Source organism: Variovorax sp. GW823-FHT02B07, assembly GCF_058797695.1.
Genome location: NZ_JBXAJX010000002.1, coordinates 1,061,062 through 1,073,991, shown reverse-complemented (window position 1 = coordinate 1,073,991; position 12,930 = coordinate 1,061,062). Strand labels below are relative to the sequence as shown.

Annotated in this window: 15 protein-coding genes; 14 read left to right on the top strand and 1 reads right to left on the bottom strand. The window is 66.6% G+C overall.

All coding sequences use genetic code 11. The features are described from left to right. The first annotated feature begins 36 nt into the window (after positions 1-36). Positions 37-1,737, top strand: a complete 1,701-nt coding sequence (locus AC1RGU_RS15985; RefSeq protein WP_492696855.1) for a hypothetical protein — start codon at positions 37-39, stop codon at positions 1,735-1,737. A 25-nt stretch (positions 1,738-1,762) separates the two neighbouring features. Here the strand turns inward: AC1RGU_RS15985 and ilvB are convergent, their stop codons facing one another. Further along, positions 1,763-3,553 carry a biosynthetic-type acetolactate synthase large subunit gene (gene ilvB / locus AC1RGU_RS15980; RefSeq protein WP_492696854.1) on the bottom strand — a complete coding sequence of 597 codons (1,791 nt, stop codon included), beginning with the start codon at positions 3,551-3,553 and terminating at the stop codon, positions 1,763-1,765. A 65-nt stretch (positions 3,554-3,618) separates the two neighbouring features. On the opposite strand from ilvB, the gene AC1RGU_RS15975 reads away from it, so the two are divergent. The 13 genes from AC1RGU_RS15975 (at position 3,619) to AC1RGU_RS15915 (ending at position 12,895) form a co-directional block, all read left to right on the top strand. Further along, positions 3,619-4,113 carry an Lrp/AsnC family transcriptional regulator gene (locus AC1RGU_RS15975; RefSeq protein ID WP_307693174.1) on the top strand — a complete coding sequence of 165 codons (495 nt, stop codon included), beginning with the start codon at positions 3,619-3,621 and terminating at the stop codon, positions 4,111-4,113. An 83-nt stretch (positions 4,114-4,196) separates the two neighbouring features. Next, a complete protein-coding gene (locus AC1RGU_RS15970; protein ID WP_492696853.1) occupies positions 4,197-4,724 on the top strand; it encodes a P-loop nucleotide/nucleoside kinase family protein in 528 nt (175 codons plus the stop codon). 4 nt (positions 4,725-4,728) lie between these two features. After that, a complete protein-coding gene (locus AC1RGU_RS15965; RefSeq protein WP_492696852.1) occupies positions 4,729-5,052 on the top strand; it encodes a hypothetical protein in 324 nt (107 codons plus the stop codon). A gap of 22 nt (positions 5,053-5,074) precedes the next feature. Then, positions 5,075-5,608: a GNAT family N-acetyltransferase gene (locus tag AC1RGU_RS15960; RefSeq protein ID WP_492696851.1), complete on the top strand. Its 534-nt coding sequence runs from the start codon at positions 5,075-5,077 to the stop codon at positions 5,606-5,608. A gap of 123 nt (positions 5,609-5,731) precedes the next feature. Continuing rightward, positions 5,732-5,980, top strand: coding sequence for a DUF1272 domain-containing protein (locus tag AC1RGU_RS15955; protein WP_492696850.1), 249 nt, complete (start codon positions 5,732-5,734; stop codon positions 5,978-5,980). 218 nt (positions 5,981-6,198) lie between these two features. Further along, entirely contained in the window at positions 6,199-6,705 is a 507-nt protein-coding gene (locus tag AC1RGU_RS15950) for a hypothetical protein (RefSeq protein ID WP_492696849.1), read from the top strand. 181 nt (positions 6,706-6,886) lie between these two features. Continuing rightward, the gene (locus AC1RGU_RS15945; RefSeq protein ID WP_139703054.1) at positions 6,887-7,303 is read left to right on the top strand and encodes a VOC family protein; all 417 of its coding nucleotides are present in this window, start codon (positions 6,887-6,889) and stop codon (positions 7,301-7,303) included. 55 nt (positions 7,304-7,358) lie between these two features. Then, positions 7,359-7,568 (top strand): DUF4287 domain-containing protein, encoded by a 210-nt coding sequence (locus AC1RGU_RS15940; protein ID WP_070061083.1) that lies wholly within the window; start codon positions 7,359-7,361, stop codon positions 7,566-7,568. Positions 7,569-7,669: 101 nt separating this feature from the next. Continuing rightward, a complete protein-coding gene (locus AC1RGU_RS15935) occupies positions 7,670-8,209 on the top strand; it encodes a DUF6886 family protein (protein WP_492696848.1) in 540 nt (179 codons plus the stop codon). Between the two features lie 84 nt (positions 8,210-8,293). Continuing rightward, complete coding sequence (locus AC1RGU_RS15930) at positions 8,294-8,665, top strand: VOC family protein (protein ID WP_492696847.1); 372 nt, start codon at positions 8,294-8,296, stop codon at positions 8,663-8,665. Between the two features lie 73 nt (positions 8,666-8,738). After that, entirely contained in the window at positions 8,739-9,263 is a 525-nt protein-coding gene (locus AC1RGU_RS15925) for a sigma-70 family RNA polymerase sigma factor (protein WP_492696846.1), read from the top strand. Continuing rightward, positions 9,260-10,258 carry a FecR domain-containing protein gene (locus tag AC1RGU_RS15920; RefSeq protein WP_492696845.1) on the top strand — a complete coding sequence of 333 codons (999 nt, stop codon included), beginning with the start codon at positions 9,260-9,262 and terminating at the stop codon, positions 10,256-10,258. Before AC1RGU_RS15925 ends, AC1RGU_RS15920 begins: the two co-directional genes overlap by 4 nt. Before the next feature lie 129 nt (positions 10,259-10,387). Continuing rightward, positions 10,388-12,895: a TonB-dependent siderophore receptor gene (locus AC1RGU_RS15915; RefSeq protein WP_492696844.1), complete on the top strand. Its 2,508-nt coding sequence runs from the start codon at positions 10,388-10,390 to the stop codon at positions 12,893-12,895. Positions 12,896-12,930 lie beyond the last annotated feature (35 nt).

The window sequence follows — 12,930 nt, the reverse complement described above, 5'->3', positions numbered from 1 at the left end:
GGCACAATCGTCCGCGTGCCACGTCTACTTCACCTTTTGACCGCCGGCCTCGCGCTCGCGTCCTCCCTCGCCCACGCGGCCGACCCGGCGCTGCTCGTCACCTCGCCCGTCGCGCTGCAGGCCGCCGAGAAAGCCGGCGCCGGTTTCGGCCGCTGGTTCGACGTGCCCTCTGCGGCCAGCGGCATCGCCACCAACCAGGCGCTCGCACGCTCACCCGCCTGGCAATCGATCGCCGACCCGCTGAAGACCAGCCTCGCCGCCCTGCAACGCCGCGACCCGCAGGCCGGCGTCGGCATTGCGCGCTACCCGCACCGGATCTTCGATGCACGCTGGCTCGCCAGCCCCGACGCCTTCTTCGAGCTGGTCGGCGTGGCCAACCGCATGGACCGTCGCCCGTTCCAGCCCGGCGCCTGCGGCGAGACGCGGCTCGTGTACCGGCTGGCGTACCGCTCAGCCGCGATGCAATCGCGCCTACCAATGACCGTCGCCGTCGAGCTGCGCGGCGATGCGCCCGATGCCGACGGCAGCTGCGCCAGCGCCGCGCGCCGCTGGCAACCACCGCAAGCCTCGATGAAAGACGAAGCCCTCGGCCGCTGGCTCGTGTCCGCCGACGGCCCGCTCGCGCCGCCGCGGCTCGCGCAGGCCCGCATCGCGCAGGTGACGACCAACCTGCAGAGCGTGCGCTGGCCCTCGGCCGTGCGGCCCGACCTCGGCGGCCATGCCGAATACCTGCTGCGCGCCTTCCGCTGGAACGCGGGCACGCAGCGCTTCGACGCGGGCCCGCTCGAGAACACGCCCGACGTCGCGAAGCTCAAGGCCGATGCCCCGCTGCGCAAGGCGCTGCTGCAGTGGCTGCAACAGCCCGACACGTTGCGCGCGCTCGACAGCGCCACCGTGCGCATCCCCGATCGCTTCCTGGCGACCGAGTCGGTCTCCGTCGCGCCGCGCGGCCTCGAGCGCCTGGCGAACCGCCCCTTCGAACAGCTGTTCGCGCCCGGCGACTGGCAACCCGTGCCCGGCAGCCGCACGCTGCAGTCACCGCAGGCCGTGCTGCGCCGGCTCGACGACCTGAGCTGCGCGGGTTGCCACCAGAGCCGCGCAGTCGCGGGCTTTCACCTGCTGGGCGTGGACCGACGCGGCGCCTCGCGCACCTTCACGACCGGCAACGCGCTCGCGCTGCCGCACTCGCCGCACTTGCAGGATGAGTTGGCGCGGCGCGAACGCTATGTGAAGGCGGCGATGACGACGCCCGTACCCGACCCGTTCCGCCCGCTGGCCTCGCCGGACGATGCGAACGCCTTGCGCGACAAGGCTACCGTCGGCGCCAGCTGCGAGCCCACGCGCATCACCGCCTCGGCCGACCCATGGCGCGACCGCGCGCAGAAGTTGCCGCGCACCGCCGCCACGACCTGCGAAGGCGCAGATTCGGTCTGCGAGAAAACCTCGGTCGGTTTCCCCGGCGGCATGTGCTCGGGTCGCTGCGATCCGAAAGACCCGAACGGCACCTGCGGTGGCATCGCCATCCTCAGCGACTTCAACCAGTGCCTGGCAGCCAAGCAACCCTTCGGGGATTGCCTGAGCAAGCACACGCGGCCCGGCAACCTGCGCAGCTGCTCGGCGCAACAGCCTTGCCGCGAGGACTACATCTGCGCGCAAGCCGAAGGCCAGCCCGAAGGACGCGGGGCGTGCATTCCGCCTTACTTCCTGTTCCAGATGCGGGTGGACGGGCACTCATGATGTGAGCGAGTGCGAGGACCGGCGCTCAGCGTTCTTCTTCGTACCACCGGTCCTTCGCCAGCATCACCCGGTGATGCCCGCACCCCGACGGCATCATCGGGAAGCAGTTCTCCTGCGCCGCCACCTGCACGTCGAGAAAGAACGGCCCCTTGCTCTCCAGGCATTCGGCCAACGCCTCTTCCAGCTCCGCCGGATCGGACACGCGCCGCGCCCCCCAGCCGAAGGCCTTCGCCAGCGCCACGAAATCCGGCAGCGCCTCGTTCCAGCTGTGGCTCAGGCGGTTGCCGTGGTTCAGCTCCTGCCACTGGCGCACCATGCCCATGTAGCCGTTGTTGCTCAGCACCAGCTTCACCGCAGTGCCGTGCTGCATGGCAGTCGACAGCTCCTGGATGTTCATCAGCACCGAGGCGTCGCCGCTCACGCACACCGTGAGCGCGTCGGGGTGGCCAATCTGCGCGCCGATGGCCGCGGGCAGCCCGTAGCCCATGGTGCCGGCGCCGCCCGAGGTGAGCCAGTGGCGCGGGCTGTCGAAGCGCAGGTACTGCGCGGCCCACATCTGGTGCTGGCCCACGTCGGTCGAGACGATCGCATCGCGGCCCGCGATGGCCCGTTGCAGCGACGACATGAGGTGCTGCGGCAAGATTTCTTCGGTCGACGGCGTGAAGGCCAGGCAGTCTTCGGCGCGCCAGCGCTCGATGCGCGCCCACCACGGCGCCAGCCGCTCGGGCGCAAACGCTTCGGGCAGCAGCCCCAGCAGCGCTTCGACGATGGCGCCGCAGTCGCCCACCATCGGCACGTCGACGTGCACCACCTTGTTGATGCTGCCGGGGTCGATGTCGATGTGGATCTTGCGAGCATGCGGGCAGAACTCGTCGAGCTTGCCCGTCACGCGGTCGTCGAAACGCGCGCCCACGCACACCACCAGGTCGGCCTCGTGCATCGCGAGGTTGGCTTCGAGCATGCCGTGCATGCCCAGCATGCCGACGAACTTCGGGTCGGACGCGGGGAACGCGCCCAGCCCCATCAGCGTGAGCGTGCACGGCGCGTGCAGCCGGTGCACGAGCTGCGTGAACGCCTCGCAGGCCGCCGGCCCCGAGTTGATGAGCCCGCCGCCGCCGTAGAGCACCGGCCGGCGTGCGGTCGAGATCAGGTCGGCGGCGCGCTGCAGCATCGCCCGCGGCGGTAGCGGCGCGCGGCCCGTGCGCAGCGCACGCAACGGGGCCGGCGCGGCGCCATGCGTGAGGCGCATGAGCTGGATGTCCTTCGGCACGTCGAGCAGCACCGGGCCGGGGCGGCCGGTGGTGGCGATGTCGAGTGCGCGGCGCACCAGCGCGGGCACGTCGTCGGCCGCGCGAACCTGCCGGTTCCACTTGGTCACCGGGCGCGACATGCCCAGCGCGTCGCTTTCCTGGAAAGCCTGCGTGCCGATCACCGCCGTCGACACCTGCCCGCTGATGCACAGCACCGGCACCGAGTCGCTCATCGCGTCGAGCAGCCCCGTGATCGTGTTGCCCACGCCCGGCCCCGAGGTGACCAGCACCACGCCCACGCGGCCCGTGCTGCGCGCATAGCCCTCGGCCGCATGCACCGCCGCCTGTTCGTGGCGCACCAGCACATGGCGCAGCCGGGGTTCACCGTGCAGCGCGTCGTACAGCGGCAGCGCCGCGCCGCCGGGGTAGCCGAAGATCGTGTCGACGCCGCACTCGACCAGCGTGTCGAGCAGCGCTTCGGCGCCGTTGCGCACGCGGGGTGGGGTCTCGGGCATGGCCGGCGAGAGGGAGGGCGAGGATGTGGGGGGAAGGTCGAGCAGTCGCATGCCGTCAATTCTTCCGCTCTTGAGGCAGAATTTGCTTCTTTCTTTTGGCTGTTTAAGCTCGAAACATGAAAACCAATCGCCAAACATCGTCAGACAGCGAAGGATCTTTCGACAAGACCGATCTGGCGATCCTGCGGGTGCTGCTGCTCGACTCGCGCAAGACCCTGCAGGAGATCGGCAACGAGGTCGGCCTGTCGCCCACCAGTTGCTGGACGCGCATCAAGAAGCTCGAGGCCTCGGGCGTCATCAAGCGCTACACCGTCGACGTCGACCCGGCCAAGCTGGGCTACCACGATTCGGTCATCGTGCAGGTCACCCTCGAGAGCCACACCGACGAAACCCTGTACGACTTCGGCCGCACCCTCGCCACCATTCCCGAGATCCAGGAGGCCTACCTCGTCTCGGGCGATTACGACTACTACATCCGCATCGCCGTGCGCGACACGCGCGACTACGAGCGGCTGCTGCGCGAGAAGCTCTACAAGATTCCCGGCATTCGCCACAGCAAGTCGCACTTCGTGCTGCGGGTGCTGAAGGAAGCGACGGTGCCGCTGATCTGACGGGTCGACGGGCCCGCATGAACGAATGGTGGGTACGATCGCCGACGAACGGCCCTTCGCAGACGCCATCCCCTTCCCCTTCCATGAGATCGACTTCGGAACATCGAGCCCTGATCGTCCTGAGCGGACTGCCCGGCACAGGCAAGACCACCATCGCGCGCGAACTCGTGGCGCGCGTCCCTTCGGTGTACCTGCGCATCGACGCCATCGAGCATGCGTTGAAGACTGCGAGCGGACGCGCTGACGATGTGGGCCCGGCGGGCTATGTCGTCGCGTACGCGCTGGCTCGGTCCAACCTTGCGCTCGGCATGTCCGTGGTTGCTGATTGCGTCAATCCGCTGTTGGTCACGCGCGAGGCTTGGCGGGCCGTGGCGTCAGAGACGTCATCGCATCTGGTGGAGATCGAGGTCGTGTGCTCTGACGTCGTTGAGCATCGCAGGCGCGTGGAGAGCCGGGAAGCCGACATTGCGGGCTTCGCGTTGCCGAGCTGGGAGGCTGTGCTTCGGCATGACTACGAGGCCTGGGGCACGAGCCGCCTGGTCATCGACTCGGCGCTGGTGAATGCGAACGAGGCGGCGGACCTGATCTGGCGGCGCGTGCGTGAGCGGTAAATCGATGCGCTCCCGTTTCATCGACGCCTTCCTGGGCGCCATCGTGCTCGGGCCCTGGGCGGCGATGTTTGCCTATCTGGGCCTTGCACCGTTGACCGCCTACTGGCTCGACGGCACCAAACATCGCACGGGCGCCAGCCGCGGCGCTTCCTATTGGTGGAGCTTCCCGGACGCCGTGGCCGCGCAGTACCCGATGCTCACCTGGCTGCTCGAACTCAAGAGCCATGTCGTTGTGTGGAGTTGCCTGGCTGGGATGGTGATCGGGCCGGTGGTGGCGTGGATCATGAGCAGCCGCTTGAAGCGCATGCGTCGCGACATCCGCCAATGAATTTAGGAATGAACGATCGTCCATGAACCCGACCGCAGAGATCTCGGTGCAACCAGCGAAACCCGATGAATGGAAGACCTATCGAGACCTGCGCCTGCGGGCGTTGCTCGATTCCCCGGACGCCTTCGGAAGCACGTACGAGGCGGAGGCCACGAGAACCGATGCGATGTGGTCCGCTCGCATTGCTGCGGCGACTTCGTCGGGGAAAGACCGTGTGCTTTTCGCGTTCAACCGCACCGACGCCTGCGGCCTGATCTGGTGCAAGGTGTCCGGCGATGAACCGGTTGTCGCTCATCTGTTTCAGATGTGGGTCGACCCCGCCTCACGAGGCATCGGGGCCGGTCGCGCCTTGCTTGAAGAAGCGGTTTCCTGGGCAGCGCGTGCAGGGATGAAGCGCGTCGGCCTGGGGGTCACTGTCGCAGACACGCCCGCGATGCGCCTGTACACGGCGTGCGGTTTCCGACCCGATGGTGCGTTGGAGCCGCTGCGGGAACACTCGCCCTTGATGGTGCAGCCGATGAGCCTGGTACTCGGATCAGCCGGCCCCATAGCCTGACTTTCGCGATACCCGCACACGGTCTCTTCGTGCGGCAACACGCATCAGCCCCCCGTGATCGCCACGCATTGGTCGACACACCTTCGTTTAAGCTCGACCGACTCAACTCTCTGAGGTTTCGCCATGCTCCAAATGCGCCCCGGGTGTGAATGCTGCAACCGAGACTTGCCACCGGATTCGGCCGATGCTCGCATCTGTTCTTTCGAGTGCACGTTCTGCAGTGATTGCGCGAACCAACGCCTCGCAGGCACATGCCCGAACTGCGGCGGAGAGTTGGTCCCACGCCCGTCGCGGCCAACGGCAAAACTTGAAAAGTTTCCGGGTTCGACCACACGGATTTTCAAGCCCGAAGGTTGCGCAGCGGCACCGTGAAGTGCGCGTCGCGGGCCCTGTCGCTTCGACGCTTTCTAACGACGGGAGACGACCTCCAATCTCAGAGAATTCTTGCGCCGCAAGATAGAGATCTACGCACCTTCAGGTGCGGCAAGACAGGCGATGATCCGATAAGAAAGCGATCGACCGCATCGCACACTTGGAGTTGCTACGGATCGAAAATTCGCGGCTCACGAAATGAACAACTGGAGCTAACAATGCGATTTTTCTGGCGGCGGGATGCCTTGACAGATTCGCCATACCTTCGGGATGCCAATCGACTAGGCGACGTCATTGCAGCTCTGCAAGCAATGGCCGTCTATAAGTTCTACAAGCTCTCATTTGAAGATTGGGCGGACCGCCTGACTGCAGACAAGACTCAGGCTGAGAAGTGGAAGACCGTGTTTGCCGAGCACCCGGAGTTCTTTCGCCTAGACGGAGCCAAGGAGAGGGCTTCACTGGTTTGGCGCCGACAGTTTCCTAGGCGCTACGACGTAGATAACGAGCGAGTTCTTACGGCCGAGGAATACCGATCGCTCCCGGCGGAGAGGAGCGCTCGCATGTCGCGCAACCCCTTGTCGTCATCCGATATTAAGGCTCTCGTGGACACCGCAGTAAGCATGCACTCGAGGGCTCTTGAGCATCAGAAGGACAAACGCTGGTGGGTCGCTCTTTCAAGCGCGGCAGGCGCACTCTTAGGTGCACTTATCGGGAAGCTTCTTTGATATGGCGGGATTCCTTTGCAACGCTGATTGAATGTCAGCGATAAAACCACGCCGCGACACGCGCCGCATCCGGCCACAGGTGCTCGACAGCTCGGCGTGCGATCGGGCAAGCGCAGACCATCTTCCCTGTCGCAGGTCGACTTGATCGCCTTACCATCCCCGATTTTTCCGACCAGACCCCATGCACCAATCACTCGGCCTCGTCTCCTTGGTGGTCCCCGACTACGACAAGGCGCTCGAATTCTTCGTCGGCACGCTGGGCTTCGAACTCGTCGAAGACACGCCCGTGCCCGCACAAGGAAAGCGCTGGGTCGTGGTCAAGCCGCAGGGCGGAGAAGGGGCCTGCCTTCTCCTGGCGCAAGCATCGGCGCCAGAACAGCAACGCGCCATCGGCGACCAGGCCGGCGGCCGTGTGTTCCTGTTCCTGTACACGGACGACTTCTGGCGCGACTACGAAAAGTACAAGGCCGCAGGCGTCGAGTTCGTTCGCCCGCCGGAGGAACAGCCGCACGGGGTCGTGGCTGTCTTCAAGGACCTGTGCGGAAACATGTGGGACCTGATCCAGCCCAATGCCAGCAACAGGAGCTGGCAGCTGTAAGAATGCCCTCCCACGCTTGCACGAATCTCACACTCCACCCGCGAAAGAACCGCCCATGACCGAGACCGCCAAGGTAAAAGGACCCGCCTCGTACTTCCCCTCCATCGAGAAGACCTATGGCCAGCCGATCGCGCATTGGATGGACATTCTTCAGGCTGCTGGTCCGCTGAAGCACATGGAGCTCGTGAGCCAGCTCAAGACCCAGCACCAGATGGGTCATGGGCATGCGAATGCCTTGGTTGCGGCGTTTCTTGCGAAAAAATAGCTCGCGCCATCAGCGCCAAGAATGCATACCTTCGGCTCACGGTCATGCGAGCGGGCGGCCTTTTCGCCGCGACGACTCGAGTCGACCTTTGACGCCCCGACATGCGCCTCTTTCACTTCAGCGAAGACGGTCAGATCGACCAGTTCACGCCACGCTCTGTACGCCAGCCGGCACTTCGCAAACCCGGTCAGGAATGGCTCAACGGCCCACTCGTGTGGGCCATCGATGCCGATCACCAGCGGCTGTATCTCTTTCCGCGAGAGTGCCCGCGCATCGTTGTCTGGGCGCACTCGGCATCGAGCCACGATGATCGAATGGCGTGGATGGGCGATCTTCCGTGCGGCGTACAGGCCGTTGCTTTCATAGAGCGAGCCTGGGTGGACCGCCATCGATCTGGCTCGATCTTCCGCTACGAGTTTCCCGTCCACTCGTTCGAGTGCATTGACGACGCAGGCATGTTCGTCAGTCGAAACGTGGTGCGTCCGCTGGGCTGCGAAAGAATCGCGAATCTTCCCCTGGCCTTGAACGACAGCCACACCGAGTTGCGGGTTGTCGACTCGTTGCTGCCCTTGCGTGGCGTCTGGAACAGCACGCTGCATGCCAGTGGCATACGCTTGCGCAATGCGTCGGGTTGGGCCTGACCTCAATGCCCAACCGAGGGCAAATAAGCGTCTCGGTCAATCGCCTTTCGGTAGTACGCGCCTAACCCCCAGCCAGGAGAGCCCATGCAGCTTCACACCGCCCGCATCTTCGTCCAGGACCTAGCCCTCGCCTCCCGCTTCTATGAAGACATCCTCGGCCTGCCCCTGAAGGCCGACGGCCGCGACCAGGGCTTTTGCGTGTTCGACGCAGGACCCATGAGCCTGGTGGTCGAAAGTGTCGAAGCAGATGCCCCGCCAGAAGACCTGGCCTTGGTGGGCCGCTTCACAGGCCTGTCTTTCGACGTGGACAACATCCAGTCGAAGTACACCGAACTCTCGTCACGCGGCGTGACCTTCAGCGGCCTCCCCGAGCCGCAGTCATGGGGCGGCATCCTCGCCACGCTGCGCGACCCCGCCGGCAACGAACTTCAGTTGGTGCAGCAGCCCCGAACGTAGCCATTGGTGCACAGTCGTCATACAATGAGAATAATTCTTATTTGGATGGCCTGGCCACCGCACTACGTCCGCCATGGCCGCCGATCCCGCTCTGCACCCGCACATCCACACCCTCTATAGCGAGCACCACGGGTGGCTGCAGGGCTGGTTGCGCAGGAAGCTCGGCAATGCCTTCGATGCGGCAGACCTCGCACAAGACACCTTCCTGCGCATCCTCACCGCGCCAGACCACACGCCCGAGAAGCAGTGCGACTGGCAATTGCGGGAGCCGCGCGCCTACCTGACGGTCGTTGCCAAGCGGCTGCTGGCCAATCTGTACCGCCGGCGTTCGCTGGAGCAGGCCTACCTCGAGGCCTTGAGCGCGTTGCCCGAACCTCTGGCGCCCTCGCCCGAGCAGCAGGCGATCATTCTCGAAACCCTGCAAGAGATCGACGCGATGCTCGACGGCCTGGCACCGCTGGTGCGCCAGGCCTTCCTGATGGCGCAGCTCGAAGGGCTGGGCTACGCGGAGATCGCAACGAAGCTGGGCGTGAGCGAGCGCACGATCAAGCGCTACATGGCCGAGGCCATGGCCCGCTGCATCCTGCTGGTCGCGTGACGGTGCAACGCACGATGGCGGTCGGGGTCGACAAGGCCGTTGCCCTGCAGGCGGCGCAATGGTTCGTCCTGCTGCAGTCGGGCGAAGCCACGGCGGCCGATCGCACGCAATGGGCGCGCTGGCGAGCGGCCGACCCCGCGCACGAAGCGGCCTGGCAGCGCGCCGAGCAAGTCAGCGGCAAGTTCGGCAGGCTGCCGGGCGCGCTGTCGATGCCGGTGCTGGGCCGAGCGGTGCGAAGCGACCGCCGCACAGCTGCCAAGGCACTCGCCGTGCTGCTGACCGCGGCACCTGCAGGCTGGCTGGCCTGGCGCGCCTCACCGGCGCGCGAATGGCTGGCCGACCACCGCACCGCCACGGGCGAACGCCGCGAACTCCGACTGGCCGACGGCACGCGCCTGCAGCTCAACACCGCAACGGCCATCGACGTGGCCTACGGCGCGACGCAGCGCGTGGTGCGGCTGCATGCGGGCGAAATACTCATCGAGACGGCACCCGATGCCGTGCCCTCCTCCGACGCCTCCTACCGCCCCTTCATCGTCGAGACCGCGCAGGGGCGCCTGCGTGCGCTGGGCACGCGCTTCGTGGTCCGGCAGCACGAAGGCGATCGCAGCCATCTGACGGTGCTCGACGGCGCGGTCGAGGTTCGCCCCGACCACGCGCGCAGCCTGACGGCGACGGTGGTGCGTGCCGGCGAGCAGGCCATGTTTTCTTCGACGGCCGTCGGCGAGGTCACGGCAGCAGCGCCCGATGCCGAGGATTGGTCGCGCGGTGTCCTGCGCGCCAGGAACATGCGGCTGCACGACTTCCTCGCCGAGCTGGGCCGCTACCGGCCCGGCGTGCTGCGCTGCGATCCGGCCGTGGCCGACCTGCGCGTGTCGGGCGTGTTCCAGCTGCGCGACACCGGCCCGGTGCTCGACAGCCTGCCGCAGGCCTTGCCGGTGGACGTGCTCTTTCGCACGCGCTACTGGGTGACGGTGGTGGCACCGGGCGGTTGAGGCATCGGGTGCCGGCGGCGATTCAGGCCGTTGCGATTTTTTCTGTCGCGGCCTGTCCCCTTTTCTTTCCTCGCGTGTGAAGCCTTGAGGAACAGCAACTTCACACCCTTGCAGGAGAGAGAGAAATCCATGGCCCGTCGCCGACCGCCCCCCCTTGATTCCGACGCCGTCTCGTTGCGTGCGTTGTCGCTCGCCGTGCATGGCGCGTTGTTCGCCATGGCATGCGCTGCTGCCGGGACGGTCGCCGCGCAGACGCCGGGTGTGCCCAACGCACCGGCCACGCAGGCCGAAACACGCAAGGCCTACAACATCGCGCCCGGCCCACTCGACGAGGCCCTGTCGAGCTTCGCTGCCACCGCCGGCGTGAGCATCACGATCCCGCCGGCCCTCGCGCAGGGCAAGCGCTCGCCCGGCCTGCAGGGCCAGCACGCCGTGGGCGAAGGCTTCGCGCGGCTGCTGGCCGGCTCGGGCCTCGAGGCGGCGGGCGGCGCGGGCGGCTCGTATGCGCTGCGCCGCTCGAGCATCGGCGGCCCTGCAGACACCGGCGCCGACGGCAGCACCACCCTGGCACCGGTCACCGTCACGGCCGAGGCCGAACGCAGCGCCACCACCGAAGGCACGCGCTCGTACACGGCGCGCGCGCTGACGCTCGGCAAGGGCGAGCAGGCGCTCAAGGACATTCCGCAATCGGTCAGCGTGATCACGCGCCAGCGCATGGACGACCAGGGCCTCGTCGACCTGCGCGACGCGGTCAACAACGTCACGGGCGTGGTGGGCGTCAAGGGCGTGGGACCGGGCATGGTCCTCACGTCGCGCGGCTTCCAGATCGACGCCTGGCAATACGACGGCGTGCCCGTGCCGCGCAACATGTATTCGCTGGGCAACTGGGCCACCGAAGACACGGTGTTCTTCGACCGCGTGGAAGTGCTGCGCGGCGCCTCGGGCCTGTTGCAGGGCACCGGCAGCCCGGGCGGCGCGATCAACCTCGTGCGCAAGCGCGGCCAGCCCGAGAAGACGCTCACGCTCACCGGCAAGGCGGGCTCGTGGGACCACTACGGCGCGCAGCTCGACACCGGCGGTCCGCTCAATGCCGAAGGCACGCTGCGCGGCCGCGTGGTGGTCGACGAAGACCGCAGCCACTCGTTCACCGACTACGTGTGGCGCAAGACGCGCTCGCTCTACGGCGCCATCGACTACGACATTTCGCCCGACACCACCGTCGGCTTCGGCGTGAGCCATTCGCACGGCAAGGGGCGCCCGATGCTGCGCGGTTTTCCGCGCTACCCGGACGGCACCGACATCGGCCTGCCGCGCTCCGTGTTCACGGGCGCCCTGTGGAACCACAGCGACATCGAGCAGACCACGGTGTATGTCGACGCCGAGCACCGTTTCAACGACAACTGGAAGCTGAAGTTCTCCGCGCTCGGCATGAACGAGAAGAACAGCGCGCAGCACCAGCGCATGCACGGCGACGTGCAAGCCGACGGCAGCGGGCTGAACTTCGCCGACTGGGACACCCGCTTCGATTCCCGCAAGCTCGGCTTCGACGTCTACCTGCGCGGACGCTTCGACGCACTGTCGATGCAGCACGACCTGACCATCGGCGCCAACTACTCGAAGTTCGAGTCAACCGACCGGTATGCACGCCGGTTCAGCGGCGGCGGCAACATCTTCGCCATCGACCACAACCGCCCGGCGCAGAACTACGACACCATCATGGCGGCGGGCGGCGGGAAGAGCCACACGCACTACGACGTGCGGCAAAAGGGCATCTACGGCAGCTGGCGGGCCCAGTTGGCCGAGCCGCTCACGGCCATCGTCGGCGCGCGCCTGAGCTGGTACGACTACCTCTACTCGAGCCAGTCCGCGGGCTTCACGAGCACCGTCAGCACGTCGGGCGAAGTGACGCCGTACGTCGGCCTCGTGTTCGCGCTCAACAAGCAATGGTCGGCCTACGCGAGCTACACCGACGTGTTCGAGCCGCAAACCGAGCGCACCGTCTCGGGCGACGGGCTCAAGCCCATCATCGGCAGCAATTACGAGGTGGGCCTGAAGGGCGAACTGATGGACGGCCGCCTGAACACCTCGCTGGCCGTGTTCCGCTACAACCACACCAACCGCGCCGTGACCGACCGCGACGGCGGTTTTGCCTGCGACGGCTGGTACTGCTCCAAGTCGTCGGGCAAGGTGCGCAGCCAGGGCTTCGAGGCCGAGCTCAGCGGCGAGGTCGCGCCGCGGCTGCAGCTCACGGCGGGCTACACCTACAACACCACCCGATTCCTCGAAGACCCGGACAACAAGGGCAAGATCTTCAGCCAGTGGACGCCCAAACACATGCTGCGCGTGTGGACCAACTACCAGCTGCCCGGCGACTGGAGCCGGCTCAGCGTGGGCGGCGGCTTCAGCATCCAGAGCCACACGCTGGGCTACGACCGCACGTACAAGGTGCCCGGCTTCGCCGTGTGGAGCGCACGCCTGGCCTACCAGCTGACGCCGGAGGTGGCGCTGGCCGTCAACATCAACAACGTCTTCGACAAGCGCTACTACATCCCGGCCTACAGCGAGGCCGATGGGAACAACAACTACGGCGATCCGCGGAATGTGCTGTTCACGGTGAAGTACACGCCCAGGCTGTGAGCCGCGAGCCTCTTCGGGCCTACCAGTTTCTTGGG

What these genes read in the sequence shown, in the direction of transcription:
- ilvB (WP_492696854.1), bottom strand. Translation starts at nt 3,553, where the DNA reads ATGCGACTGCTCGACCTTCCCCCCACATCCTCGCCCTCCCTCTCGCCG.
- AC1RGU_RS15975 (WP_307693174.1), top strand. Translation starts at nt 3,619, where the DNA reads ATGAAAACCAATCGCCAAACATCGTCAGACAGCGAAGGATCTTTCGAC.
- AC1RGU_RS15970 (WP_492696853.1), top strand. Translation starts at nt 4,197, where the DNA reads ATGAGATCGACTTCGGAACATCGAGCCCTGATCGTCCTGAGCGGACTG.
- AC1RGU_RS15965 (WP_492696852.1), top strand. Translation starts at nt 4,729, where the DNA reads ATGCGCTCCCGTTTCATCGACGCCTTCCTGGGCGCCATCGTGCTCGGG.
- AC1RGU_RS15960 (WP_492696851.1), top strand. Translation starts at nt 5,075, where the DNA reads ATGAACCCGACCGCAGAGATCTCGGTGCAACCAGCGAAACCCGATGAA.
- AC1RGU_RS15955 (WP_492696850.1), top strand. Translation starts at nt 5,732, where the DNA reads ATGCTCCAAATGCGCCCCGGGTGTGAATGCTGCAACCGAGACTTGCCA.
- AC1RGU_RS15950 (WP_492696849.1), top strand. Translation starts at nt 6,199, where the DNA reads ATGCGATTTTTCTGGCGGCGGGATGCCTTGACAGATTCGCCATACCTT.
- AC1RGU_RS15945 (WP_139703054.1), top strand. Translation starts at nt 6,887, where the DNA reads ATGCACCAATCACTCGGCCTCGTCTCCTTGGTGGTCCCCGACTACGAC.
- AC1RGU_RS15940 (WP_070061083.1), top strand. Translation starts at nt 7,359, where the DNA reads ATGACCGAGACCGCCAAGGTAAAAGGACCCGCCTCGTACTTCCCCTCC.
- AC1RGU_RS15935 (WP_492696848.1), top strand. Translation starts at nt 7,670, where the DNA reads ATGCGCCTCTTTCACTTCAGCGAAGACGGTCAGATCGACCAGTTCACG.
- AC1RGU_RS15930 (WP_492696847.1), top strand. Translation starts at nt 8,294, where the DNA reads ATGCAGCTTCACACCGCCCGCATCTTCGTCCAGGACCTAGCCCTCGCC.
- AC1RGU_RS15925 (WP_492696846.1), top strand. Translation starts at nt 8,739, where the DNA reads ATGGCCGCCGATCCCGCTCTGCACCCGCACATCCACACCCTCTATAGC.
- AC1RGU_RS15915 (WP_492696844.1), top strand. Translation starts at nt 10,388, where the DNA reads ATGGCCCGTCGCCGACCGCCCCCCCTTGATTCCGACGCCGTCTCGTTG.